A 26,298-nucleotide genomic window follows, 5' to 3' on the forward strand; every position below is an offset into this window, starting at 1 on the left:
GTCATTCCCCCTGTTTTATTATGAATATTCGGTATATTTTTTTTTATAAAAACACCTTAATCACGGTAGACTAAGGTGTTAATACGCGTATCTTTAACACCCTTTGAAACCTCTCTGGATTTCATTAAAAGGTTATGCGATTGTTGCTACTTTTCCATTGTCTTCCTCCGTCTCAAATAAGTTCTCTTCTACACTTTCTCGACCTGGAAGAACTAAGTTTAGAATGATTCCGATGATTGATGCTAATGCCATCCCTTCAAGAGATACATCTCCAAGATGAAGCGATGCACCACCAATTCCGATTACTAGGATAACCGATGCGATAATTAAGTTGCGCTTGTTTCCAAAATCTACTTTATTCTCTACTAACATGCGTAATCCGCTAGAAGCGATGATTCCGAATAGTAAGATTGATACACCGCCCATTACTGGTGTCGGAATCGTTGATAGTAATGCTGAAACTTTTCCGATGAATCCGAAGCAGATTGCAAACACTGCTGCACCGATGAATACGTAGATGCTATAAGCTCTCGTGATTGCCAGTACTCCGATGTTCTCACCATATGTTGTGTTCGGTGGACCGCCAACCAATGAGGCAAGGATTGTTGCTACTCCGTCTCCTAATATCGAACTGTGTAAGCCTGGCTTCTCTACCAAATCTTTTCCTACTACCTTACTTAACACTAGCTGATGACCGATATGTTCTGCAATTGGTACGATCGCTACTGGTACCATTATGGCAAACACTGTCCATGAGAATGATGGTGTGTAATCAACGAATGGTATTACGAAATTCGGTACTGCGAACCATGCTGCTTCTTGTACTTTCGTGAAATTAACTAATCCCACCGTGAAGGCGAATAAGTAACCTCCAACGATTCCTACTAATACTGGGATGATACTTAAAAATCCTCTTGTAAATACTGCTACTAACACTGTAATGGCTAACGTTACAAGTCCTACCGAGAAGTGAATTAAGCTATATTTCCCGTCTGCATCATTCGTTGCCATTCCTACTGCTGTACTTGCTAATCCTAAACCGATAACCATGATTACTGGCCCTACAACGATTGGTGGTAATAAGCGCATTAACCACTTTACACCTGTTGTCTTAATTAAGAGTGCTACAAGTGCATACACAATACCTACCATGAAACTTCCGACCATCGCTGCCCCAGGTCCATCGAATGCTTTCGATGCAATAATTGGTGCGATAAATGCGAATGATGATCCTAAGTAAGATGGTACTTGACCTCTCGTGATAAGAATAAATGCTAATGTACCGATACCACTTGAGATTAATGCAACCGCTGGGTCCATCCCTGTTAAGAATGGTACTAATACCGTTGCACCGAACATGGCGAATAAGTGCTGTACACTTAGCAAGAACCATTGTGTTAATTTTGGTCTTTCGTGAATTTCTAATACTGGTTTCATTTTGTTTCCCCCTAATTTTTATCGATGCCGTCTTAGGGTATAAAAAAACTCTTTGTGTTTTGGACACAAAGAGTCTTTCCTCTTCCTCAAATAAGCATGAGGAAGGAAGACCCTTTGTTAGCCTCTCTGGACTACCTGTTAAAAGGGCATCTTATTTATCATGTATACTAACTTGATCTGTACTATCTACTTCTTTTAGCGTTACCATAATTTTCTCATCACTTGATGTCGGAATGTTCTTTCCTACATAATCTGCGCGAATTGGAAGCTCTCGATGACCTCTATCGACTAGTACAGCTAATTGAATTTGTGATGGGCGGCCTACGTCTATTAATGCGTCCATTGCGGCACGCACCGTTCTACCCGTAAATAATACATCGTCTATTAAAATAACTTTTTTGTTTGTAATAGTTGCGTTGATGTTCGTCCCTTTCACTAAAGGTTCTTCATCCATTGTTGTTTTTGTTAAGTCATCACGATATAACGTAATGTCCAACTCACCCACACCAATTTGCTTACCTTCAATTTGCTTAATGCGCTCCGCAAGTCGGTTCGCAATGAAAATACCTCTTGTCTTAATGCCTACTAATACACAATTATCAATACCTTTATTACGTTCGATAATTTCGTGTGCAATACGAGTAAGGGCTCTTCGAATCGCTTGTTCATCTAATACGATCGCTTTTTGTGCCATGTGCACTCACCTCTTTTTCTTATTACACAGTTAGAGTGACCTGTAACTAAAAAAATATCCTCATGCCTGAGTTGACATGAGGATACCGTTCAAGAGAGTAAACTACTCCCTCTATAACCGTTTCCTTCTCAACCTCACGGGGCTGTGTTAAAGGATCATCTATACTGTTGTGAACATTATTGCACCAAAATGGTTATATGTCAATAACTTTTTCTTAGCTCTTCTAAAACTGCTTCTAAATATGCTGGCGTTGGTGCTTCAAATTCAATATGTTCCTTCGTTCTTGGGTGCTCAAAGCCTAGTACAGCTGCATGTAATGCTTGGCCATCAAGATTCATTGTTTTTCTCGGTCCATACTTTGGATCACCTACTAATGGGAAACCAATGTACTTCATGTGTACACGAATTTGATGCGTACGACCTGTTTCTAATTGACATTCCACTAACGTATAGCCATGGAAACGCTCTAACACGTGGAAATGTGTTACTGCATGTTTACTATTCTCTTCTGTTACTGTCATACTTTGACGATCTTGTTTGTCACGACCAATTGGTGCGTCAATTGTTCCTTTATCATGCGGAATCACACCGTGTACTAACGCCACATAGCGGCGCACAACTGTTTTTGCGACAAGTTGATTTACTAATGACTCATGAGCGATATCATTTTTCGCAACCATTAATAAACCAGACGTATCCTTATCAATACGGTGAACGATACCTGGACGCATTACACCATTAATTCCTGATAAATCTGTGCAATGTGCCATTAAACCGTTTACTAATGTACCTGTCACATGTCCGATTGCAGGGTGAACAACCATTCCTTTTGGCTTATTCACAACTAATACGTCGCTATCTTCAAAGTAAATGTCTAAGTCCATTTTCTCTGGTAAAATATCTAACGGCTGTGCCTCAGGTATTTCGATAACAATTTCATCATTTAATTTTACTTTGTAATTTCCTTTTGGTGCTTTTCCATTCACGGTTACAACACCTTCTTTGATCCACGCTTGTACTTGCGAACGAGACCACTGTGCGTCTACAGTTGATAATACTTTATCAATACGCTCACCTTGCAATGTATCATCAATTGTAATTGTTCTTGTTTCCATTTAACTATCCCTCTTTCTTATATGCTACGAAAGAAAAGGAAGCGTGTTAGCTTCCTTTTTTCCCTTCTAAAATCGTCTGAATAAAAATTAGTCCTACTCCAATACATAAAGCCGCGTCTGCCACGTTGAACACCGGGAAACTATACGAGAAAATATATGTATGAACAAAATCAACTACTTCTTGTCGGAACACACGATCAATAAAGTTACCAATCGTTCCACCTAACATTAATGCTAATCCTGTTCCTAATAATTTATCTTGTAAACCTTCTTTACGTACAAAATACATAACTCCTGCAATAAAGACAACCGTTACGATATAGAAGAACCACATTTGACCTTGTAAAATCCCCCACGCTGCACCACGATTGCGGTGAGAAGTAATATATAAGAAATTTTCAATAACAGGAATACTTTGTCCTAATTCCATATACTTGACAATTGCCCATTTTGTTAACTGGTCAATTAATATTACTACGAATGCAATGAGATAAAAATACATAATTTCCCCCTCTAGTGTGCCATAATAGTATAGGTGTTACTTATGCATTTTAGCACACTCTTTCTATAAGAGAAAAGGGATTGTCTAGAAAACATACGAGAATTGCATATTTTCTTCTTTTTCTATGGACAATTGGCAAGTATTCAGCGATAAAATCTCTGGTATGATACGTCCGCCACTGTTCGCGCCGTCGGTAAAATACGTAGTTGCTTTATTTCCATTCTCGTTCCTGTTTCTTCACAAATACCATAAATCCCAAGTTGCATCTTTAAAAGCGCTCGCTTTACATCTTGTAAATCTTCTTTTATATGATGCACAAGCATTTTACGTTTTACTTGTTCTTCAGCAGCTTTTCCTGGGTGAAATGTTAACTCTTCACTTATTTCTGTATCATACTTATTGTAATACTCTTTCAATAATCTCGTTTCAAGTTCTTTCTTTGTCAGTTCAAGCTCTGATTGTATTTCCAAAAATGCATCCCTCATTATGAAAATCCTCCTTGAAACGTTGTTGTAAGTCGTTGTTGTAGTCATTAGTGTATCCGAAATTTTTTTCTCTACGGCACACACTTTTTTCCTTATATTCAAATATTTAATCCCGCAAAATTATCCAAGGATTTCGATACCATATACCTCCCCGCTTGAGTCCTCACTCTCCGTTCCGTTTTATAAAAACTCTTCATCCTCTTCATAAAAAAAGACGACTACTAGTTGCATAGTAATCGTCCTCTTCTTTAGCTATATACACATTCTTTCACTTCATTAACAGGCGTAAGCGGCTTCTTTCCGCCTAGGACAGCAAGTATATTCTCCACTGCCATCACAGCCATTGCATCTCTCGTCTCAATTGTTGCATTGCCAATATGCGGTGTTAACACCACATTCTTTAATGTCTTTAATTCTTCCGTGATATGTGGCTCGAATTCGAATACATCAAGCGCTGCACCTTCAATGACACCATTTTTTAGCGCATCAACTAATGCTTGTTCGTTCATGATTGGGCCTCTCGATGCGTTTACAATATACGCTGTTTTCTTCATCATTGCTAATTCGTCCGTGCTAATCATATGTTTCATCGATGCGTTGTACGAACAGTTAATTGTAATGAAATCAGCCGTTTGCAATAACTCCTCAAATGGTACATAGGTGACACCTAGTTCTTTCTCTACTTCTTCTTTACGATTTGGCCCAGTATAGATAACATGTAAGCCAAATGCTTTTGCACGCTTCGCTACACCTTGGCCAATTTTCCCTAAACCGATAATACCAAGTGTTTTGCCGTATACTTCACGCCCTAAGAAGAAAAGCGGTGCCCATCCATTAAAACCGACTGCGCGACACAATTCGTCTCCTTCTGCAACACGACGAGTAGCCGCTAGCAGTAATGCAAACGTTAATTCAGCCGTTGCTTCGGTCGATACATTCGGTGTATTTGTTACATGAATACCTCTTTCTTCCGCATATTGATAATCAATGTTGTCAAAACCAGCGCCGTAATTCGCAATAATTTTTGCTTTCGTTGCTACATCGATTGTTGCACGACTTACTTTCGTTGATAATAAGCTAAGGATCGCATCACTCTTACGGACGCGTACTTGAAGCTCTTCCTCGCTAATTAATTCTTCGCCAGTATACATATCTACGTTATGCCCTTCTAACAAACGTAATCCTTCCTCTGGTATGTTTCCTGCTACAAATATAGTTGCCATGTGTGCCACAATCCTTTCTGTCTGTTATACACTTATCATAAAAGGATATATCCGAAATCACAACGAAAATACCTTTTACTTATCTAACTTGTACATTGTTACGTACTATGTATTCACGAACAGTCGCCTGTGCTAAACAAGTAGACGAATCAACGAAAAAGTCTTTCTCTGCTTCCACGTCTATTACGACATTTAAATCTGTACAAGCAACGATACAAACGTCTACAGTCGCTTTCAACTCTTTATATAAACTGTTCCATACACGTGTAGCTTCAACTATCTTCCCTGCCTTAATCATTGCTAATAATTCATTAATTGCTACTTGCCATTCATTTTTCTGAATATGCTCTACTTCCTGTAAGTACTCATCATACAAACAAGAATCCACAGTCGTTTGCGTTGCTAAAACTGCAACTTTCTTCGCTTCTTTAGGAATCGCTTTCATCGTTTCTTCAACGATATGTAAGATAGGAATGGTAAGTTGTTGCTTAATGTTATGTATGTACAAGTGCCCTGTATTACATGGCATCGCAATGAAATCTACACCAGTTTTTTCTAAGCGTTTAGCTCCCGCAATAATTGCTTTTTCCATATCATTATGATTAATTGGCTTATTCGTATAATAAGGTGTCGGGCACGAGTAAATCATCACTTCTGGAAAATCCATATCTTCCATTGCTCCGTATAATTGCTGGCACTGCATCATCACTTTATCAATAAAAGGACCTGTGGACATCGGTCCCATCCCCGCTAGTATTCCAATCATTTTACATACATCCTTTCACCGTTCATTATAGGCATTAAAAAAGTAGACCTTCTGTCGCAATGACGAACTTTTTAAACTGTTCGGTGATAACGGTTCGAAATGTATGCTTCCCCTTCTTCATTTGCATAGCTAGGTCTTTCGGATTGAAATACGAATCCTCTCGCTTCATAAAAAGGAATACCTTTATTGTTCCCTTTAGATACAGACACCCCTTGTTCTGTTATACCTAACTCTTTTTGCACATCTGTTAAACCTTTTAATAGTAGCGTGCCAATACCTTCTCCTCTTCGATTTGGATCTAAATAAAACACATGTACTTCTCCTACTGTATCTGCGGTTAACCCTCCACCGATAGCACCAACAACCTCATCATTCTCTAAAGCAACGAACCAGACATTCCATTCTTTTGAGATGTTTTCTATTTCCCCTTTTACTCGGTCATAACTATAAAACTCTCCAATCACTCGTTCAATATAATACTGCGGATACATCTCTTTATACGTTTCCCGATAGCCATCTGTACATACTTTGCAAATCCCTTCAATATGTTGTTCATTCGCTCTTTCAATCGTAATCATCGTCATCCTCCTTTTTCCTTTAATTGTGATTTTATCACAAAATTCTGTCTTTTCTACCCGAAAAAGACTGACTAGCTACATCGCTAATCAGTCTTTACATGTTATGCTAATTCTTTGACTACTGATGCACAGCGCGTACATAATGTTGCATGTTCGCTATCTGTTCCAACAGTTGGTGTTACAGTCCAGCAACGCTCACACGTATCGCCTTCTGCTTGTTTTACTACGATTGCACATGTATCGAATTGTTGTGCTTCTTCTGGTGCTTCACCAGCTGCTACAACGAACTCAGATACGATGAATAATTGTTGTACGTTCTCTTCAATTGAATCAAGAAGTGCTTTCGTTTCTGCAGTTGGGTACATCGTTAAGCTTGCATTTAATGATTTACCGATGACTTTCTCGTTACGAGCTACTTCTAATGCTTTTAACACGTCATCACGTAAGTCCATGAAAGCATCCCACTTCTTAAGAAGCGCTTCTGCATCCTTTACTTCTACTGTTCCCGGCATATCTGTTAATTGTACAGAAGCTTCTTCTGCACCTTGAACGAACGCCCAAACCTCGTCTGCTGTATGAGGTAAAATTGGTGCCATTAATTTCGTTAATGTTACTAACACTTCATAGTACACTGTTTGGATTGCACGACGATCTGCATTGTTTGCAGCTTCGATATATAATACGTCTTTCGCAAAGTCTAAGTAGAATGCACTTAAATCTACTGAACAGAAGTTATTCACTGCTGTGTAGATTGTTGAGAAATCATATGCTTCGTATGACGCTGTTACACGATCATTTAATCCATTTAACTTCACTAACATGTAACGATCTACTTCGCGTAAGTTCTCCACTGCTACTGCATCTTTCGTTACATCGAAGTCATGTAAGTTACCTAATAAGAAACGGAATGTGTTACGAATCTTACGGTATGCTTCTGCAACTTGTTTTAAGATATCATCTGAAATACGTTGATCTGCTTGGTAGTCAACAGATGCAACCCATAAACGTAAAATATCCGCACCCAATTGGTTACATACTTTAACTGGGTCAATCGTGTTACCAATAGACTTACTCATCTTACGACCTTCACCATCTAATGTGAATCCGTGAGAAACAACTGCTTTATAAGGCGCTTTACCTGTTAATGCTACTGCAGTTGATAACGAAGAGTTGAACCAACCACGGTATTGGTCAGAACCTTCTAAGTATAAGTCTGCAGGGTATTGTAAGTGATCACGCTCGTCACATACTGCTTGGTGAGAAGAACCCGAATCGAACCAAACGTCCATAATATCTTGTTCTTTCGTGAAGACGCCGTTTGGACTTGCTTCATGTGTGAATCCTTCTGGTAATAAGTCTTTTGCTTCACGCTCAAACCAAACGTTTGAACCATGCTCTCTGAATAAGTTTGCTACGTGCTCAATTGTTTCGTCTGTAATGATTTCTTCACCGTTCTCTGCGTAGAATACCGGAATTGGTACTCCCCATACACGTTGACGAGAAATACACCAGTCACCACGATCACGAACCATGTTGAATAGACGAGTTTCTCCCCATGCTGGTAACCAATTCGTATCTTGAACAGCTTTTAATAAATCTTCACGAATTGCTGCAATTGACGCAAACCATTGTGCTGTTGCACGGAAGATAACCGGCTTCTTCGTTCTCCAATCATGTGGATACGAGTGCTTGAAGAATGATAACTTCAGTAATGCACCTTTTGCTTCTAATTGCTCAACAATCGGTTTGTTTGCATTATCGTAGAATAATCCTTCAAATCCAGGCGCTTCGCTTGTCATATGACCTTTGTCATCAACAGGACATAATACGTCTAAACCGTACTTTTGACCAACGATGAAGTCATCTTCACCGTGTCCCGGTGCAGTATGAACGCAACCTGTACCTGCATCTGTCGTTACGTGTTCACCTAACATCACTAATGAATCACGACCATATAACGGATGCTCAGCAACTACGTATTCGAAGTCAGCACCTTTGTGTATTCTTACTACTTCTACATTCTCCCACTCAAGAACTTTCGTTACTTCTTCTACTAATGCAGAAGCTACGATATACTTGTTGCCATCTACGTTGACAACGCTATATTCTAATTCAGGGTGAACAGAGATACCTAAGTTCGCTGGCATTGTCCAAGGAGTAGTTGTCCAGATGATGAACTTCTCATCGCCCTCTAACACACCTTTTGTATCTTTAATTCCAAATGCTACATAAATAGATGCTGAGCGCTTATCTTGGTACTCGATTTCAGCTTCTGCAAGTGCTGATTCACTTGATGGAGACCAGTATACTGGCTTTTTCCCTTTGTAGATTAAGCCTCGTTTCGCCATTTCACCAAATACTTTAATTTGGCGTGCTTCATACGCTGCATCTAACGTGATGTATGGGTTGTCCCAGTCACCACGTGCGCCTAGACGCTTAAATTGCTCACGTTGACGATCAACTTGGCTAAGTGCATACTCTTCGCAAAGACTACGGAATTCCGCAACGGATAATTCTTTGCGATTTACTTTTTTATTGTTTGTTAAAGCTTGCTCGATTGGTAAACCATGTGTATCCCAACCTGGTACATACGGTGCACAGAAGCCTGACATTGACTTGTAGCGTACGATAAAGTCTTTTAATACTTTATTTAACGAGTGACCGATATGGATATCACCGTTTGCATATGGAGGTCCATCGTGTAGTACAAATAATGGACGATCTTTCGTTCTCTCTTGTACTTTCTCATAAATATTCATTTCTTCCCATTTCGCTTGCATATCTGGCTCACGCTTTGGTAAATTACCGCGCATTGGAAATTCTGTTTGTGGCATTAATAAGGTATCTTTGTATTCCATTGTCTACTCCTCCTAAGTTATCTACATCATCAGCTTTGCCAGAGTGAACGAAAAAAAGACCCCTCATCCCAAGAAGGGACGAGAAGGTCTTCCCGTGTTACCACCCTAGTTAGACATAACTATATGTATAGTATATATCCACTCTGACATTCTTAACGCGAATGAAACGCCAACGCCTACTCCTCATTTCAGCATGGAACTCCAGGGTGATTTTCATCTTATCTTCTTATCTCGAGCTCACACCATCCTCGATTCGCTAATTAAGTATCGATAAAACTACTCGTCCCTATCTTCATCATTCAGTAGTATATGTTATTGAATTATATGTAAGATTAAAAAAAACGTCAAGTCATTTTGGATAGTTTATTCTTGTCCTTGCTCTAACAACTCTTTATTAAGTTCCATTAAGTTGTCCCAGTCATCATTTTGAAGCATTTCTAGTTGTGCTTCAATTAGCATTTTGAAACGCGTACGGAATACTTTTGATTGTTTCTTTAAGTCTTCAATTTCAATCGCGACTTTACGTGACTTCGCTAATGCTTCATTCACAATACGGTCTGCATTCTTCTCTGCTTCACGAATAATTAATTTTGATTCTTTCACAGCATTTCCTTTTACTTCTTCTGCTGTTTCTTGTGCAATTAGAATCGATTTGTTTAATGTATCTTCAATGTTCGAGAAATGACTTAAACGGTCTGTTAAGTCAGTTACCTTCGCTTCTAACTCTTTCTTCTCACGGATGACTAACTCATAATCTTTAATTACTTGGTCTAAAAAATCATTTACTTCATCTTCAGCATATCCACGGAATCCACGAGCGAATTCCTTGTTATGAATGTCTAACGGTGTTAATGGCACAAACGCCACCTCCAAATTCTTATATTTAATATACGTATGATTCCTATTTTGCTCTTATTCGACAAAAAGAGAGGTATTCCTGCTAATAAATTTAATTTTTTTGCAATCCATACGTAATTTTCCACTTATCTCGCTTCGTTTGCCCTTCAATTGACAACATTTTACACCTTCCGTATCCACGTACAGAAAATAAGTCATCTTCTCCACATTCAAACGACGGCTGTTCAACGATTTTATGGTTCACTTTCACAGCCCCGCCCTTAATGAGCATTTGAACTTTTTGGCGAGATAAGTGGAAAATTTCTGCAAGCACCACATCTAAGCGAAACGATGTTATCGTTCCTCTTCCTTCTTGCCACACTTCTTTCACAGTATGGATGGTAGAGAAAGGTATCGACTCAATTGCTACCTTCGCACGCCCTACCGATGTCACGTTCATTTCAACGAACGACGCAACTTCTTTCGAGACGACAAGTTGTACGGCATCGTTTGAAATAATGATGTCACCGTATTTTTGACGTTTAAGACCTATCCCCATTAGTGCACCTAACAGTTGGGGATGTGTAATCGTATGGAACTTAGAAGCATATTTCACTTCAAGTAATAAAAGAGAAAAATCATCTTCCATCGGTTCTACATATGCTGGAACCAACAATGCACGTTTTCTCTCGCTCGTATCATGCCCGCCGAAGAAAGACACATTTATCTCATCATTTCCTCCAACTAAACTACGAACAATATATTGCTCTCTCGGGTCTAAGAAATCCGTTAATTTCGAAGTATACGAGTATTCTACTTGTTGCTTCCACTCTAATACATGGTCAATAAATGTACGTTCTTCTTTCCGAAAATGTTCATAAATACTCATATGATTGTCCCATCTATATTAAATAAGATTTAACAGACGGAATAATGACCAAAGCCCTTCCCCTGCAAAGCGAAGTACTAAAATAGCTACAAGTGGCGAAAGGTCAATCATTCCAAGTGGCGGGATAATTCGGCGGAACGGTTCTAAAAACGGCTCGCACATCGTCCCTAAAAACGTGCCTAAAGCAGAATCTCTTGCTCCAGGGAAGAATGACATTAAAATATATCCAATAATAAAATAACTATAGATGCTAAGAATGGTTTGTAAAATCTCTAGTACAAGTAACATATATGTCTACCACCTCTTTTGACTGTTTTCGAAATCAATATTCAAGTCTGAGATTTGCCCAGAAATATCAACGTTATCAGACGTACATAAGAATGTGCTAGAACCAATTTTCTTAATATCGCCGCCGATTGCATATGTCGTACCACTTAAGAAATCAACAATACGCTTTGCATGCTCGTAATCTACTTGTTGAAGATTAATGACAACGGCACGTTTACTAAGTAAATGATCCGCAATTTGTTGTACTTCTGAGTATGCACGTGGCTCTAGTAATACTACTTTAGCAGGGTGCTTTCCATTTTGCACACTTTGAATACTCACAACATTTTGATTTGCACCTCGTTGCGGACGCTTTGGCTCTTCGTATCGATCTTGTCGATCTTGTCTGTCTTGCCTCTCATGCCTTTCTTCTTTTACATTGGGCTCATCATCATAATATTCTTCCTCATATTCTTCTTCTAATCCAAAATACTTCTTAAAAAATCCCATAGTATGTCCCTCCTTATAAAATATAATATAGTCTAGCATCTAAAACCGAACCAATGACATATGGCGAGTGTAGTTGTCTACCTTCATCACCTTTGCCCATGAAATAAAATAATAGCTAGTGGTTTAATCCTATTCCTCTACTAAAATGGTTCCTAATCGAATAAACGTTGCTCCTTCTTCAACGGCAATCTCAAAATCATTCGACATCCCCATTGATAGCTCCGTACACGGCACATGAGGTAATTCCAAACGTTGCAATTCCTCTTGCAAATTCTTTAATTGACGGAAACAAGTGCGAATCTCTTCTTCGTCCTCCGTATAAGGCGCCATTGTCATTAAGCCTACTACTTCAACTTTCTCCAAATGAATTAGGTTTCGTACGAAATTAACAACCTCCGTCGCCTCTAATCCTTGCTTTGATTCCTCAGAAGAAGTCTTTACCTGTACGAAACATTTCACTACGTGTTCAGCACGCTTTTCAATTTCTTCAGCTAAAGACATACGGTCTAATGAGTGAAGATAATCAATTTTATTAATGATCTGCTTTACCTTCCTCGTCTGAAGAGAACCGATAAAATGCCACGAAGCTTTTTCACCGATAGCTGCATGCTTCGTTAAAAATGGCTCATTTCTATTTTCCCCTAAATGAGTCAATCCTTCGTTTAACAATGCTTCAGCTGTTTCGGTATCTACGTTCTTCGTAACAGCAATAATTGTTACGCCATGTACGCTACGATTACTTCTATCACACGCTTCATTCACACGTACCTGAACGTTTTCTACATTTTTAGCAATGCTCACATTCCTTCCCCCTTAAACCCGATGAAACTTAGCATTCTACCTGTCTTACCTTTGTCTCGTCGATGTGAGAAGAATAATTTGTCCTCACAACTTGTACAATAGGAAGATAATGTAATCTGTTCTTTCGGTATTCCCATATTAACAAACAATAGACGATTTACCTCTTGTAAATCAATGCGATATTGTCCATCGCTCACTTGTTCATATACAGATGCATGTTGATTAGCAGGGAGAATTTCTTTAACAGCATTAATTACCCTATCATCTACAATATAACAACAAGCATGAATACATGGTCCAATTGCTACATGTATATCCTCTAATGGAATATGCTCGTCTTCTGTCCACACTTGAATCATTTCTCCAGCAATGTTCTTCACTGTGCCTTTCCATCCTGCATGTGCGAGTCCAATTGCATCGTGTTTCGGTGCATAGAAATAAAGTGGTACGCAATCTGCATAACAAGAGGTCAATAATACATCCTTTTCCCTTGTATATATGCCATCGGTTCCTCTTATTCCTTCTTCATATACATAAATTCCTTTTCCTTTATCATCTGTTGTTACTTTTGCAACTGTTGCTTCATGTACTTGTTCAGCACATACCCATTTATGTATCGGATAGGAAAGCGTTTCTCCTAACTTTGTACGGTTCATCATCACATGCTCATGTTTATCATTCACGTGTACACCTAAATTGAATGATGCGTATGCCTCTATACTACTACCATACGATGTATCCTTCGTTGTAAATCCAACAACAAGAGGAGAAGAAAGATGCTGCCACGAATCTAAATGGAGTAATTCATCATTGTTCTTAATAAAAGGTTCTTTGTTCATTACAAGCTCCTCCCCTGTTTATAGACACAGTTTCTTATATTCTAACATATTTTTCACTTGATTGTAGGTATCTATAAGACTAATTTTTAATAATTATCTCTGATGGGTTTAGTTCAAATGTTTGTTGTAAACGTACTAAAATAACATCTTCCCCAATTTTTACTACATGCTCCCAAGGTATGGATAATTCTTCTTCTTTCCCGAATATTCCTAACATTTTCCCAGGTCGTACAATCATAACCGCTGTAATCTTGCCTGAGGTTAAATCAATATCGATATCTCCGATGTTCCCCAACTTCTTTCCATCAGCTACATTCACAACATCCTTCGTTTGAAAATCTGAAATTCTACTCATCTATTTTCTCTCCCTTGCGTTGAAATGTCCGTCCTATGTCCACTATATGAATACGTACAAGTTGTTCATGTCTATAAAAAAGAAAAAGGACAAAGCTGTCCATAAACAGTTTTATCCCTGAATGTTTTTATTCATTTGTTTAATCGCCGACTTCTCTAAACGTGACACTTGCGCTTGTGAAATCCCAATTTCCTCCGCTACTTCCATCTGTGTTTTTCCTTGGAAGAAACGTTTTCGAATAATCATCTTTTCACGATCATTTAGGCGCTTTAATCCTTCTTTTAATGCCAATTCTTCTACCCACTGTTCATCTTTTTGCTTTTCGTCACTTAGCTGGTCCATCACAAAAATAGGATCCCCGCCATCATTATAAATTGGTTCAAATAGTGACACTGGGTCTTGAATAGCATCTAACGCAAAAACGATTTCCTCATGCGTAACGCCCAGTACAGCTGCAATTTCAACTGGGGTCGGCTCTTTTGAGTTGTCCGCAATTAATTGTTCTCTTACTTGTAACGCTTTATACGCAATATCACGCAATGACCTCGATACACGTATCGGGTTATTATCACGTAAATAACGGCGAATCTCTCCAATAATCATCGGTACAGCATACGTTGAAAATTTAACATTTTGACTTAAATCAAAATTATCAATGGACTTCATTAGTCCAATACACCCGACTTGAAATAAGTCATCAACAAACTCTCCTCTATTGTTGAATCGTTGTATGACGCTTAGCACTAACCGTAAGTTTCCATTTACAAGCTTCTCTCTTGCGGCAATCTCTCCACTTTGCAATTGCTGAAACAATTTTCGCATTTCATCGTTTTTTAGTACTGGAAGTTTTGATGTATCTACTCCGCAAATCTCTACTTTGTTACGTGTCAATGTCTTCCCTCCTAAATTTGGAGATGCTGTACAAAGTAAAGTATCTCCTTAGGAGGAATTTTTATGCACAAAGTATTGTTTACAGATTATTCACTTTTCCACTTAAACACTTCTAAACCATCTTATTAAATTCTTTTCGCAATCGCTTAATAATTCGTTTCTCTAAGCGCGAAATATACGATTGCGAAATCCCTAACATATCCGCTACGTCTTTTTGTGTACGCTCTTCCTTTCCATCTAATCCAAATCGCAGCTCCATGATTTGCTTCTCACGCTCATTCAATTGATGAAGCGCTTTTAGTAATAACGTACGGTTCACATTCGCTTCTAAATCTTTCGTAATAATATCATCTTCCGTTCCAAGCACATCTGACAACAACAGCTCATTCCCATCCCAATCAATATTAAGTGGTTCATCAAATGATACTTCTGAACGATTCTTATTATTTCGTCGTAAATGCATTAAAATTTCATTTTCAATACAGCGTGAAGCATACGTTGCTAATTTAATCTTCTTTTCCGGATTAAATGTATTAACTGCCTTAATTAAACCAATTGTGCCAATACTAATTAAATCTTCGATATTAATTCCGGTATTCTCAAATTTCCGTGCAATGTATACAACAAGTCGTAAATTTCGTTCAATTAATAACGATCTTGCCGTTTCATCTCCGTTCGGGAGTTTTTGAAGTAACACTTCTTCTTCTTCTTTCGTAAGTGGGGGTGGAAGTGCCTCACTTCCTCCAATATAATAAATTTCTTCGGTCTTAATTTTTAATTTCTTTAATACTTTATACCATAGATATAAAAAACGTATCTTTAATTTTTTCACACCCTCATCTCCATTCATCATCTATTTGCCTTACGCACTAAACACTTGAGATGTAAGCATCATCTTTGGATGTAAAATACATTCGTATTCATTATTTGCCGATAAAGTCGTATGATTAAGACCTATCAGTACTTTCTTCACAACAATTCGATCCTCTCTACTCGTAATCGTTACCTCATCTGGACGAATAGCCAACATGAAATTCCGATGCTGCCCTACCCCTCGATACGGAATGATACGAACTCGACTTAATAATGCTTCATCCTCATCGATTGCAGTGAAATCAATATCATGAACATCCTTCGACTTTTCATATAACCAAATCGGAAGAAAATCATGAATTTTTGTTAAATCGATAATCATAACCGGTGTTTGAGTGATGGGATCACATAGCGCATTACCACTATCGATCAGCCCTTTCATTCCCCACTTTTTCCCTTGCAATACAATTTCGACACTAACAATTTGTTCAAAATGGATTTTTGTAATTTCTAGATGTTCCACTCTCTTCCTTGAGAAATAAACGATACATGGAAATGCAACGAAAACAAACAACCAACTAATTGGATCTCCTATCCCTGGTGAAACAGTTGTTATTACCCCATCTAAAATAGCTGTATCATAGTGCAAGAAATAATGGAGTCCAATAAGCCCACCACCAACCATAAAGGTAACAAAATAAAACATAAGCGTTGTTTGAATAAACGTACGTATCGTTCCAAACCCAAAAGTCGCCAGCACCATCGCAAATGAAAACAATACCTTCCCAATAGGATGAGACATAACTGGCGCTAACGGTGTAAAAAGAAAAATAACAATCCACGAACCAATAAATGCTCCTACTAATACACGGTACCATTTACACTTTCTTTTTAACAAAATAGCTGTTAACGATAACAAAATAAAATCAATACATAGATTCAAGAGCCAAACAATATCTGCATACACAACCAACCATAACCACTTCCTTACTCACAGACTATACATAGGAAGCCTTACTTAGGTGCATATATTTCCTTTTCGTACAGAACAAGCTAGCATATTCTCATTCTAGTCCTTCGTAGAAAAAGAGAATACTAAATGAGACGTGAACAAACAGTTTAGAAAAATCTACTTGTTGTTCATCGAAAGCTATACGATGAAACTAGTATAGCTTAGTTAGGAAGTGGAAGTCTGTCACTTCTTGTATGCTTATTTTTACTTATTTTGACGATTCTTGTTTCTAATGCCCCCTAATATAAAAGGTGCATCACAAATATGTCATGCACCTTTCTTTTCACATATAAAATAAAGCCGCAGAGAAAATCTCTGCGGCTTACTTACCTTATATTAGCGACGCTTACGGTTACGTAAGAATGCTGGGATATCTAAATCTTCTACATTTGTAGAACGATGTGTTTCTACCATTTCTTCCTCACGCTTTATTTCGCGAGCTGTCTCACGAGCTGTTTCACGCGCAGCTGGTGCTGGCTTTGAAATAGCTGGACGTAATGGCTTTGGTGGTTCCATTGAAATACTATCATCGAAGCCAGTAGCAATTACTGTTACAACAATCTCATCTTTTAAGTTCTCGTTAATAACAGAACCAAAGATCATGTTCACTTCTAAATCAGAAGCTGATGCTACAATATCCGCAGCCTCTTGTACTTCGTATAAACTTAAGTTTGTTCCACCTGTAATGTTCATCAGTACGCCTTGTGCACCGTCAATTGACGTTTCTAGAAGTGGAGACGAAATTGCTTTCTTCGCTGCTTCCGCTGCACGATTCTCGCCTGTCGCAATACCAATACCCATTAATGCAGAACCTTTGTTAGACATAATTGTCTTTACATCTGCGAAATCAAGGTTGATTAATCCAGGAACAGCGATTAAATCCGAAATACCTTGTACACCTTGACGTAATACATTATCCGCTTCACGGAATGCTTCAAGCATTGGCGTATTACGGTCTACAATTTCAAGAAGACGATCATTTGGAATAACAATTAATGTATCTACATTTTCTTTAAATGCAGCAATTCCACTAGCAGCTTGTGTCGCACGTTTTCTTCCTTCGAACGTAAATGGACGCGTTACAACACCTACTGTTAATGCACCTAGTTCTTTCGCAATTTGTGCGATAACAGGTGCCGCACCAGTACCTGTTCCACCACCCATACCTGCAGTTACGAATACCATGTCCGCACCACGAAGTGCTTCTTGGATTTGCTCTTTGCTTTCTTCAGCAGCTTTCTTACCAACTTCTGGATTTGCTCCTGCTCCAAGTCCACGCGTTAACTTTCCACCAATTTGCATTCTTACTTCTGCTTGTGATAAATTTAACGCTTGTGCATCTGTATTAACAGCGATGAAATCAACACCTTGTACACCATGCTCAATCATACGGTTAACAGCGTTGTTTCCGCCTCCACCGACACCGATAACTTTAATATTTGCCAATTGGTCTAAATTCATATCAAAATCTAACATTATCTAAATCCTCCTACGAAATCGAATTTCAAAAGCTATTCGACTATTACTCCCATAAATAACGGAAGAATTTTTTCATTTTCTTACCCATTTTTTCGTCGTCTTTTGCTCTTGGTTTACTTACTTGTTTTGGTTTTGCTTTTGGCTTCTGATGTATCGGTCTTTCTGTTACGTCCTCTTGTACGTTAGTTGTATGTACTTTGCCTCGTAACTTAGATTTCTTGTACGCATATTTAATTAATCCTACCCCAGTCGTATACTGCGGCTCGCGCACCCCAATATAGTCAGGATATGCAATTCTTACATTATGTTTTAATACATGCTGTGCTAATTCAAGCACTCCAGGCATTTTCATAACACCACCAGTTAGTACAAAACCTCCTGGTAGGTCTCTTACTCCTAAGCGTCTTAACTCAAGTTTCACAAAGTCTAATATTTCTTCTAGACGCGCCTCTGTTATCTCAGAAAGATCTACTTGTGTATATTGCTCATGTTGATCACTTCCCATAATCGGAACGCTGAATAACTCTTCTTCTGATGCTGTATCATAGAAAGCATGCCCATACTTCACTTTAATCTTCTCGGCATCATCTGATGATGTCTGTAAACCGATAGAAATATCTCGTGTAATATGCTGCCCACCAATCGGAAGAACATTTGTTGTTTTTAACATGCCTTCTTTAAAGATTGATAATGTGGTAGAGCCTCCTCCGATATCCACTAATACAACGCCTCTGTTTATCTCGTCTTTGGATAACGCAAGAGAACCAGCTGCTAACGGCTGTAAACAAATATCTGTTATTTCTAAACCAGCACGCTCTACACAGCGCAATAAATTATGCATTAATGTTTTGGCACCAGTTACTAGAATTCCTTCCATTTCTAAGCGGACACCAATCATGCCACGTGGATCTTTAATTTCATCTAGACCATCTACAATAAATTCTGTTGGCACAACATCAATGATTTCACGCTCAGGTGGAATAGCTACTAATTGTGATGCCTCGATAACACGTTGAACATCGTTATTTCCAATTTCACGGTTTTCATTGGAAACTGCAACTACTCCTTTACATGGCACAAGTTGGACACCGTTCGAACTAATTCCAACAATTACTCGATCGATTTTGATTCCTACCATTCTCTGTGCTTCTTCAATTGCTTTACGTATTGATTGTACAGTTTCATCTATGTCGACGATTGAACCTTTACGGAGTCCATCTGACTTCACATTTCCTACACCGATAATGTTTAAATTCTCATTTACCATCTCACCAATGATTACCTTTACATTGGATGTACCGATGTCTAAACTGACAAAAATTTCATTGCTGTTCATTCTTTGGCACCTCCTTTTAAAATATCACCCTTTGTTTTATACATAATAAACAACAATTATGCTAAAGGAATATGTATAGGTAGAATATTCAACGTATTCTACTATTTCCCTCTATTTCTATTACGGTTTTTTCACATTTTCTTTTCATACTAGTAATTTTTATAGAATATAACGACACATAACATCTAAATAATAAAGATAAAACTATTACTGTCTGTATATAAGTCTACACTAAGATACTCGTATAGAAAAGATAAACTTACGTGAAAAACTATATTGAAAAATAATACCAATATAAAGAGTATTTTTAAGGAATTTACTTCAAGACTTTAGACCTATTATCCTATCTCGAAATGTCTAACAACTATGTAAATGGGATTATTCAGCTGTTTCATACGGAGCGTAATAAGCACCTTTCTCTAAGTTGATAATTCCTTTAAGGTGTTTCTTATCTTCGGCAATCGCTGGATACAGAAGCATCTTATTCGCAAAATCGTTAATTGTAACATGTACTTCAAATCCCTCACTCATAAATAGCGTAATAGAAAGGGCATCCTTTTCTTTTGGTGTGTAATAAATCTCCGAAATCGATTTTCTAATACTTTCTGGTAATATTGCCATTTCGGCTGCTAACTCTTGCAGTTCTTCAAATTGTAAGCCGGGATTTTGAGTTTCTCCTTCTAAGGCTTCTTCTTTTTCTCTAAAATCATATAATAACGGTGCTTGTACAGGAAACTCACCTTCAATCGAAACATCTAACACCTTGCCATTTTCTAAGACTGGATGATAACTAGATCCTTTCATTAAATATCCAACTGTTCCATATTCTTCGACCTTTATGTATATGTTATTAGGGAATTTTTTCGTTACCTTAGCCGATTGAATTTCACCATGCTTTTTTATTTCCGCTTCTACTGCTTCTTCAGAAATCTTCCAATAGCTTGTTTCATTCTTAAGACCGGATAATTGAATAACTTCTTCTTTCGTTACATACTTATTACCTTCCACTTCTATTTTGGAAATATTCCCAAAAGCTATTTGGAAGTACAAAACTGCTATCATCACAAAGAAAAAGAAGAAAATATAAAAAACAAGTCGATAATTTGATTTCCTTCTCAACTCTTGCTTCAACCTAGGGATTCTCTCCCCCAAATCAATTACTTTTTCTTTTTCCATCATGTCGCCTCCGCATTCATTACAATTATTTTGTTTTCTCCACGTAGGCTTTCTCGCAATGAAACGTACAAGAAACGGCATGGAAAATCATGCCGTTCCTCACCTTACATAAGTCTTATTCATTATAGCATATATCTTATTCCTTGACAGATATATACGTTTATTTTTTGCCAATAATTTCAACTTCTGTTCACGTTTCAATCTCGAATGCATCTAGTTTTCTGTATGGATGCACTGCATATCGTATATATTCTGTAGTTTCCTAATACATGTCCAATGAAATTACGATGAAGCTCGGAAACTCTTGCACGACCAACTTGATAACAACACCTTTCATTCCATTAGCTAGGAAAAGTAAATTATCTACTCTCTGAACACCCTTCTAGCTTATATTTGTTGAGAATTATGGTGTTTTCTTTACTGATTTTATGCTATTTGGAACAATAAACAGCTCAACGTCTACCGTTCTATTGCTTTCTAATAAGCTCTTCTCCGTACTTCCTCGACATTACTAAAAAATCCCTTGAATACCTTCTCAAACCTAATTTCCTCTAGCTCGCACTTCTATTTCCCAGTCAATGCTTGCATTTCTTTGTATAGACGCATTGCTGCATCTTGAATACCTAATTCTTCTGATGCTTGTTTCATCTTCTCTAAAACGTCATCTTGCAATAAAATGTTGTCCATATCCTGTAACAAGCTCGCTCCAGTTAGTTCTTGTTCCTTACGTACTAACGCTGCTCCATTTTCTTTTAATGATGAGGCATTCTTTTCTTGATGATTATTTGTTACGTAAGGACTCGGAATTAAAATACTGGCTTTCCCAAGCGCTGTTAATTCTGCTAACGTTGTTGCACCTGCTCGTGCTACAACTAGATCCATTCCTGCTAATACTTCCGGCATATTGTACACAAATGGCTTAATAACGACGTTTGATGGATTCCCGCTTTTCTTCACTTCTTCCATGACACTATCGTAATGCACTTCTCCTGTTACATATAATAATTCGTAATCTTTATTCCCGATTTCTCCTAATATTTCAAGCACTGCTTCATTAATTGCACGCGCACCACGACTACCACCTACTACTAATACAGCTTTTTTCGTAGGATGTAGGCCGACTGATTCTTTCCCTTTTATTCCATCGTGATGCAGAACTTCCGATGCACGTGGATTTCCTGTTAACACAACTTTTTCTGTCGGGAAGAAAGTCGCTGCCTGTTCAAAGCAAATTGCTACTTTGTCTACATATCTACTTAAAAATTTGTTCGTTACACCAGGAACACTATTTTGCTCATGAACAATTGTTGGAATGCCTAACTTAGCTGCAGCGTACACCACAGGGCCACATACGTATCCACCTGTTCCAATCACTACATCTGGTTTGAACTCTTTAATGTACTTCTTACTATCGCTAACCCCTTTAAAGAAGCGCATAACTGTTTTTACATTTTCAAATGAGAGCTTACGTTTAAAACCTGTAATTTCAATTGATTTGAACGGAATGTCTGCTTTACGAACGATATCGTTTTCCAATCCTTTTTCTGTTCCAATATATAAAAATTCAGCTTGATCATTATGTTTTTTTATTTCACGGATAAGGGCTAATGCTGGATAAATATGACCTCCAGTACCTCCACCACTTACTAATACTTTCATTCCATTCACCTCATTAAAATATCTCTTCACCTAATATGAGCATACACAATGCAACTATTTTGTTGTAACAACTATATGTTTCGTGTACCTCTTTTGTGCCTATCTTTCTAGTTTAACGTAACTCGCTAAAATTTCTACATTTTTTTCATGATTTATCGAAAAAACCCTACTCTAAATGTGAGTAGGGTTTTTCTTAATATCGTGAGTGCTTACTAATATTCAATAATACCCCTACCGCAACTAGCATTAAGGTGAGCGATGAACCACCATAACTGAGAAATGGTAATGTAATGCCCGTAACAGGCATCAATCCTGTTACAACACCAATATTAATCATTACTTGAATGGCGATCATAGCAATAATCCCAACCGCTAAGAATGTTCCGTACAAGTCTGGGGCTCCTAATGCAATACGAATCCCACGCCACAACAGAAGTGAGAATAATAATAAAACAAACGTCCCACCGATAAATCCTAACTCTTCTGCCAAGATAGCAAAAATAAAGTCTGTCTGTGGCTCTGGTAAATAAAGATACTTTTGTCTACTGTCCCCTAATCCAACACCGAACAATCCACCCGGTCCAATCGCAAGTAACGACTGAATAATTTGGAAACCAGAGCCTAATGGATCACTCCACGGATCTAAAAAAGAGGTAATCCGTTTCATTCGATACGGTGCAGAAATAACTAATGCGATGAATCCTGCTATACCAACTGCTCCAAATACTGCAAAATGCATAATACGTGCTCCTGCCACGAAAATAATGACGATACACGTGCCAACCATAACTGTTCCTGTTCCTAAATCCGGTTGCAGCATAATTAAACCAAATGCAAAGAAAATAAGGCTCAATGAAGGTAGTAAGCCCTTCTTGAACGATGTTATTTTCTTTTGATTTTCCGCCAGGTATTTCGAGATGAATGAAATCATCGCAAATTTCATGAACTCAGAAGGTTGAATAGAGAAAGCCCCAACACCAATCCAACTCCTTGCTCCTCCACGCTCCATCCCAATCCCGGGAATTAAGACGATTACAAGAAGAAAGAAACACACTAATAAAATGGTCTTCGCATATTTTCTCCAAATCCAATAATCCACGTTCATAATAATAAACATCGCAACGATTCCTAATCCAGCAAATAACAACTGTCTCTTTGCAAAGAAAAAGGAATCTCCTAGTTTTACATCTGCCCAAATAGCACTTGCACTGTAGACCATAATCATACCGACCGTTAATAACAGTAACGTGACGGCAATTAGAATAAAATCAGGAGTAGCTTTCTTCATCGCAACACCTCTATGCCAATAAGATAAAGTAAACCTTTCATCAGTAGGGGATTTGTTGCTTTTTATGCACAGGTGTTAATCTATGAATCACCCTTGAACAGTCGCTCTACTTCTCTATACTAGCTTATGCACAGCTTGTATAAACATGTCGCCTCTCTCTTCAAAAGTTTTAAATTGATCCCAACTTGCACAGGCTGGTGAAAGTAAAATTACATCACCATCTGCCGATAACTGATACGCCGCTTCAACAGCTGTTTCTACAGTATCGACTACTTGTACATGTTGTATTCCCGCCGCACTTCCTAGCGCTTCTAGCTTGCTTGCTGTTTGACCATACGTAATCATTCCCTTTACGCCGCTTAAGTACGGTAGTAGGTCATCAAATCCATTACCACGATCTAATCCACCTGCAAGTAAAATAACTGGCTGTGCGAATGCAGAAAGTGCCGCTTGTGTCGCTAATGTATTCGTTGCTTTTGAATCGTTATAGAACTTACGACCTTGAATTGTCGTTACGTATTGTGTACGGTGCTTTACACCAGCAAACGTTGTTAATATACGTGCAATTGCCTCGTTATCAACACCCATTAATTTAACCGTACAAATCGCCGCTAAAATGTTCTGAAGGTTGTGCTTACCTGGTAAAACAATATCAGCGATAGCAATTACTTTCTCTTCTTTGAAATACAGCGCACCCTCATAAATATATGCCCCATCTTCTACAACGCGTTGTGTAGAAAACGGAACAAGCGTCGCATTGCTATTTTTTGCAAGCATTGCAACACGTTCATCATCAATATTATAGACAGCAAAATCATCTGCTAGTTGCTGACGGAAGACGTTCCCCTTTGCCGCAGCATATTCATCTAACGAACCGTGATAATCTAAATGCGCTTCAAAAATATTTAATAATATACTAATTTTCGGTTGGAACATTTGCGCCCCCATTAACTGGAATGAAGAAAGCTCTGTTACAATTACATTGTCTTCTTTCGCATCACATGCTACTTCGCATGCTACCGTGCCAATATTCCCAGCAATTAACGGCTTTTTCTTCGCCTCTTCTAACATGTTGAATACAAGTGTCGTTGTCGTTGTTTTTCCATTCGAACCAGTAATACCAATCATTGGAGCTTCAGAAATACGGTACGCTAATTCTACTTCTGTAATAATCGGAATATTACGCTCAGCTGCCGCTACTAACATCGGATTGCTATAAGGAATACCTGGGTTCTTTACCACTAGTTCAATTCCTTCATCCAAAATTTCAATAGGATGGTGACCGGAAATGATTGTTATTCCTTTTTCTTTTAGCTGTTCTGCTAATTCATTGCCTTCTAGCGATTGCTTATCATTAACAGTAACAATTGCCCCTAATTCATGTAATACAGTGCTAGCACCGTATCCGCTCTTTGCCAACCCAAGTACAAGTACTTGTTTATTTGTATAATCCTCTATCCTCTTCACCTTACACCCACACCTCGATATAAATTCCAAGCACTGCAAATAGCAGGCCTACAAACCAAAATGTTGTTACAACTCGCCATTCTGACCATCCAACTAGTTCGTAGTGATGGTGCAATGGACTCATCTTAAAGACACGTTTTCCTGTTGTCTTAAATGAAGCAACTTGAATAATAACAGATAGTGTTTCAATTACGAACACACCACCGATGATAATTAATAAGATTTCTAATTGTAAAAATACTGCTACTGTAGCTAATGCACCACCAAGAGCTAAGGAGCCTGTATCACCCATGAATACTTTCGCTGGGTGTGCGTTAAATACTAAGAATCCTAATACTGCTCCTACAACCGCTACACAGAAAATCGCTACATCGAAGTTTCCTTTGTACCAAGCTAAGATACTAAGCGCTCCAAAAGCAATTGCGGCTGTACCAGATACTAAACCATCTAGGCCATCTGTTAAATTCACAGCGTTTGAGAACCCTACAAGCCAGAAAATAAGGAAAACAAAGTAGAACCACCCAAGCTCAATTGCTATATCCGCTCCTGGAATATGAACCTCTGTTGGGAAGCCCATTTGCTTGTAAATAATAAAGAAAATCCCCGCAATAACAATTTGGCCTAATAATTTTTGTTTAGACGTTAATCCAAGGTTACGCTTCATCACTACCTTGATATAATCATCTAAAAATCCTAATAAACCAAATCCAAGTGTTACAAATAGTAATAAATACGTCTTAACGCTAAGCTCAGATACTTTCGTAGAAACGATAAATGTCGCTAACAATAGAGCTGTTAAAATCATTAATCCACCCATTGTTGGTGTACCTGATTTCTTCTGATGTGATTTCGGTCCTTCTTCCCTAATACTTTGGCCAAACTTTAGTCGGCGTAAAAACGGGATGAAAAATGGTGATAATAAAACAGTGATTAAAAATGCTACTAATAATGTATATAAAGCTACTTGTTCAAGCATAGTAGCCCCCCTTTCTCTTGATGTCCTTTCACGAAAATTATTAGA

26 protein-coding genes and 1 other annotated feature are annotated in these 26,298 nt (G+C 38.1%); all 26 genes read right to left on the reverse strand.

The features are described 5' to 3' along the window. Nucleotides 1-132: 132 nt before the first annotated feature. The 26 genes from uraA to mraY all read right to left on the reverse strand — a co-directional run bounded on the left by uraA (nt 133) and on the right by mraY (nt 26,253). Nucleotides 133-1,437 (reverse strand): uracil permease, encoded by a 1,305-nt coding sequence (uraA, locus tag IEV41_RS07550; protein ID WP_188387780.1) that lies wholly within the window; start codon nt 1,435-1,437, stop codon nt 133-135. Nucleotides 1,438-1,588: 151 nt separating this feature from the next. Then, on the reverse strand, nt 1,589-2,131 hold the full coding sequence (pyrR, locus tag IEV41_RS07555) for a bifunctional pyr operon transcriptional regulator/uracil phosphoribosyltransferase PyrR (RefSeq protein WP_188387781.1): 543 nt from the start codon (nt 2,129-2,131) through the stop codon (nt 1,589-1,591). 200 nt (nt 2,132-2,331) lie between these two features. Continuing rightward, nucleotides 2,332-3,246, reverse strand: coding sequence for an RluA family pseudouridine synthase (locus tag IEV41_RS07560; protein ID WP_188387782.1), 915 nt, complete (start codon nt 3,244-3,246; stop codon nt 2,332-2,334). A 46-nt stretch (nt 3,247-3,292) separates the two neighbouring features. After that, complete coding sequence (gene lspA / locus IEV41_RS07565; protein ID WP_188387783.1) at nt 3,293-3,748, reverse strand: signal peptidase II; 456 nt, start codon at nt 3,746-3,748, stop codon at nt 3,293-3,295. Nucleotides 3,749-3,891: 143 nt separating this feature from the next. Next, entirely contained in the window at nt 3,892-4,233 is a 342-nt protein-coding gene (locus IEV41_RS07570; protein WP_188387784.1) for a TraR/DksA C4-type zinc finger protein, read from the reverse strand. Nucleotides 4,234-4,481: 248 nt separating this feature from the next. Continuing rightward, on the reverse strand, nt 4,482-5,456 hold the full coding sequence (locus IEV41_RS07575; protein ID WP_188387785.1) for a 2-hydroxyacid dehydrogenase family protein: 975 nt from the start codon (nt 5,454-5,456) through the stop codon (nt 4,482-4,484). A 79-nt stretch (nt 5,457-5,535) separates the two neighbouring features. Then, nucleotides 5,536-6,222, reverse strand: a complete 687-nt coding sequence (locus IEV41_RS07580) for an aspartate/glutamate racemase family protein (RefSeq protein WP_188387786.1) — start codon at nt 6,220-6,222, stop codon at nt 5,536-5,538. A gap of 71 nt (nt 6,223-6,293) precedes the next feature. After that, nucleotides 6,294-6,800 carry a GNAT family N-acetyltransferase gene (locus tag IEV41_RS07585; RefSeq protein WP_188387787.1) on the reverse strand — a complete coding sequence of 169 codons (507 nt, stop codon included), beginning with the start codon at nt 6,798-6,800 and terminating at the stop codon, nt 6,294-6,296. Between the two features lie 101 nt (nt 6,801-6,901). Continuing rightward, the gene (ileS, locus tag IEV41_RS07590) at nt 6,902-9,658 is read right to left on the reverse strand and encodes an isoleucine--tRNA ligase (protein WP_188387788.1); all 2,757 of its coding nucleotides are present in this window, start codon (nt 9,656-9,658) and stop codon (nt 6,902-6,904) included. Between the two features lie 71 nt (nt 9,659-9,729). Next, nucleotides 9,730-9,960 (reverse strand) — a binding site (T-box leader). Between the two features lie 61 nt (nt 9,961-10,021). Next, entirely contained in the window at nt 10,022-10,516 is a 495-nt protein-coding gene (locus tag IEV41_RS07595) for a DivIVA domain-containing protein (RefSeq protein ID WP_188387789.1), read from the reverse strand. A gap of 91 nt (nt 10,517-10,607) precedes the next feature. Next, a complete protein-coding gene (locus tag IEV41_RS07600; protein WP_188387790.1) occupies nt 10,608-11,384 on the reverse strand; it encodes a YlmH family RNA-binding protein in 777 nt (258 codons plus the stop codon). 18 nt (nt 11,385-11,402) lie between these two features. Next, a complete protein-coding gene (locus tag IEV41_RS07605; RefSeq protein WP_188387791.1) occupies nt 11,403-11,672 on the reverse strand; it encodes a YggT family protein in 270 nt (89 codons plus the stop codon). 6 nt (nt 11,673-11,678) lie between these two features. Further along, nucleotides 11,679-12,161: a cell division protein SepF gene (locus tag IEV41_RS07610; protein ID WP_188387792.1), complete on the reverse strand. Its 483-nt coding sequence runs from the start codon at nt 12,159-12,161 to the stop codon at nt 11,679-11,681. Nucleotides 12,162-12,290: 129 nt separating this feature from the next. Next, nucleotides 12,291-12,962, reverse strand: a complete 672-nt coding sequence (locus IEV41_RS07615) for a YggS family pyridoxal phosphate-dependent enzyme (protein WP_188387793.1) — start codon at nt 12,960-12,962, stop codon at nt 12,291-12,293. Next, nucleotides 12,959-13,801: a peptidoglycan editing factor PgeF gene (gene pgeF, locus IEV41_RS07620; RefSeq protein WP_188387794.1), complete on the reverse strand. Its 843-nt coding sequence runs from the start codon at nt 13,799-13,801 to the stop codon at nt 12,959-12,961. The genes IEV41_RS07615 and pgeF overlap by 4 nt, the downstream gene beginning before the upstream one ends. A gap of 79 nt (nt 13,802-13,880) precedes the next feature. Continuing rightward, nucleotides 13,881-14,156: a YlmC/YmxH family sporulation protein gene (locus IEV41_RS07625; protein WP_188387795.1), complete on the reverse strand. Its 276-nt coding sequence runs from the start codon at nt 14,154-14,156 to the stop codon at nt 13,881-13,883. Between the two features lie 111 nt (nt 14,157-14,267). Continuing rightward, complete coding sequence (sigG, locus tag IEV41_RS07630) at nt 14,268-15,047, reverse strand: RNA polymerase sporulation sigma factor SigG (protein ID WP_188387796.1); 780 nt, start codon at nt 15,045-15,047, stop codon at nt 14,268-14,270. 112 nt (nt 15,048-15,159) lie between these two features. Next, a complete protein-coding gene (gene sigE, locus IEV41_RS07635; protein ID WP_188387797.1) occupies nt 15,160-15,879 on the reverse strand; it encodes an RNA polymerase sporulation sigma factor SigE in 720 nt (239 codons plus the stop codon). Between the two features lie 30 nt (nt 15,880-15,909). Beyond that, nucleotides 15,910-16,833, reverse strand: a complete 924-nt coding sequence (spoIIGA, locus tag IEV41_RS07640; RefSeq protein WP_188387798.1) for a sigma-E processing peptidase SpoIIGA — start codon at nt 16,831-16,833, stop codon at nt 15,910-15,912. A gap of 375 nt (nt 16,834-17,208) precedes the next feature. Next, nucleotides 17,209-18,348: a cell division protein FtsZ gene (ftsZ, locus tag IEV41_RS07645; RefSeq protein ID WP_188387799.1), complete on the reverse strand. Its 1,140-nt coding sequence runs from the start codon at nt 18,346-18,348 to the stop codon at nt 17,209-17,211. Between the two features lie 46 nt (nt 18,349-18,394). Continuing rightward, complete coding sequence (gene ftsA / locus IEV41_RS07650; protein ID WP_188387800.1) at nt 18,395-19,687, reverse strand: cell division protein FtsA; 1,293 nt, start codon at nt 19,685-19,687, stop codon at nt 18,395-18,397. A gap of 378 nt (nt 19,688-20,065) precedes the next feature. Beyond that, complete coding sequence (locus tag IEV41_RS07655) at nt 20,066-20,863, reverse strand: cell division protein FtsQ/DivIB (protein WP_188387801.1); 798 nt, start codon at nt 20,861-20,863, stop codon at nt 20,066-20,068. 564 nt (nt 20,864-21,427) lie between these two features. Next, nucleotides 21,428-22,522, reverse strand: a complete 1,095-nt coding sequence (gene murG / locus IEV41_RS07660; RefSeq protein WP_188387802.1) for an undecaprenyldiphospho-muramoylpentapeptide beta-N-acetylglucosaminyltransferase — start codon at nt 22,520-22,522, stop codon at nt 21,428-21,430. Between the two features lie 193 nt (nt 22,523-22,715). Continuing rightward, nucleotides 22,716-23,810, reverse strand: coding sequence for a stage V sporulation protein E (gene spoVE, locus IEV41_RS07665; RefSeq protein ID WP_188387803.1), 1,095 nt, complete (start codon nt 23,808-23,810; stop codon nt 22,716-22,718). A gap of 114 nt (nt 23,811-23,924) precedes the next feature. Next, complete coding sequence (murD, locus tag IEV41_RS07670; protein ID WP_188387804.1) at nt 23,925-25,277, reverse strand: UDP-N-acetylmuramoyl-L-alanine--D-glutamate ligase; 1,353 nt, start codon at nt 25,275-25,277, stop codon at nt 23,925-23,927. A gap of 1 nt (nt 25,278) precedes the next feature. Next, nucleotides 25,279-26,253, reverse strand: coding sequence for a phospho-N-acetylmuramoyl-pentapeptide-transferase (gene mraY, locus IEV41_RS07675; RefSeq protein ID WP_188387805.1), 975 nt, complete (start codon nt 26,251-26,253; stop codon nt 25,279-25,281). Nucleotides 26,254-26,298: the final 45 nt, after the last annotated feature.

Source organism: Priestia taiwanensis (assembly GCF_014638355.1).
GTDB classification, from domain to species: Bacteria; Bacillota; Bacilli; order Bacillales; family Bacillaceae_G; genus Priestia_D; species Priestia_D taiwanensis.

Coding starts and splice junctions, on each gene's coding strand:
- lspA (WP_188387783.1), bottom strand. CDS start 3,748: ATGTATTTTTATCTCATTGCATTCGTAGTAATATTAATTGACCAGTTA.
- IEV41_RS07655 (WP_188387801.1), bottom strand. CDS start 20,863: ATGGAAAAAGAAAAAGTAATTGATTTGGGGGAGAGAATCCCTAGGTTG.
- pgeF (WP_188387794.1), bottom strand. CDS start 13,801: ATGAACAAAGAACCTTTTATTAAGAACAATGATGAATTACTCCATTTA.
- IEV41_RS07575 (WP_188387785.1), bottom strand. CDS start 5,456: ATGGCAACTATATTTGTAGCAGGAAACATACCAGAGGAAGGATTACGT.
- ftsA (WP_188387800.1), bottom strand. CDS start 19,687: ATGAACAGCAATGAAATTTTTGTCAGTTTAGACATCGGTACATCCAAT.
- IEV41_RS07610 (WP_188387792.1), bottom strand. CDS start 12,161: ATGGGATTTTTTAAGAAGTATTTTGGATTAGAAGAAGAATATGAGGAA.
- IEV41_RS07585 (WP_188387787.1), bottom strand. CDS start 6,800: ATGATTACGATTGAAAGAGCGAATGAACAACATATTGAAGGGATTTGC.
- ftsZ (WP_188387799.1), bottom strand. CDS start 18,348: ATGTTAGATTTTGATATGAATTTAGACCAATTGGCAAATATTAAAGTT.
- spoVE (WP_188387803.1), bottom strand. CDS start 23,810: ATGAAGAAAGCTACTCCTGATTTTATTCTAATTGCCGTCACGTTACTG.
- IEV41_RS07605 (WP_188387791.1), bottom strand. CDS start 11,672: ATGTTACTTGTACTAGAGATTTTACAAACCATTCTTAGCATCTATAGT.
- murG (WP_188387802.1), bottom strand. CDS start 22,522: ATGAAAGTATTAGTAAGTGGTGGAGGTACTGGAGGTCATATTTATCCA.
- uraA (WP_188387780.1), bottom strand. CDS start 1,437: ATGAAACCAGTATTAGAAATTCACGAAAGACCAAAATTAACACAATGG.
- IEV41_RS07580 (WP_188387786.1), bottom strand. CDS start 6,222: ATGATTGGAATACTAGCGGGGATGGGACCGATGTCCACAGGTCCTTTT.
- IEV41_RS07560 (WP_188387782.1), bottom strand. CDS start 3,246: ATGGAAACAAGAACAATTACAATTGATGATACATTGCAAGGTGAGCGT.
- IEV41_RS07600 (WP_188387790.1), bottom strand. CDS start 11,384: ATGAGTATTTATGAACATTTTCGGAAAGAAGAACGTACATTTATTGAC.
- mraY (WP_188387805.1), bottom strand. CDS start 26,253: ATGCTTGAACAAGTAGCTTTATATACATTATTAGTAGCATTTTTAATC.
- IEV41_RS07625 (WP_188387795.1), bottom strand. CDS start 14,156: ATGAGTAGAATTTCAGATTTTCAAACGAAGGATGTTGTGAATGTAGCT.
- IEV41_RS07570 (WP_188387784.1), bottom strand. CDS start 4,233: ATGAGGGATGCATTTTTGGAAATACAATCAGAGCTTGAACTGACAAAG.
- pyrR (WP_188387781.1), bottom strand. CDS start 2,131: ATGGCACAAAAAGCGATCGTATTAGATGAACAAGCGATTCGAAGAGCC.
- ileS (WP_188387788.1), bottom strand. CDS start 9,658: ATGGAATACAAAGATACCTTATTAATGCCACAAACAGAATTTCCAATG.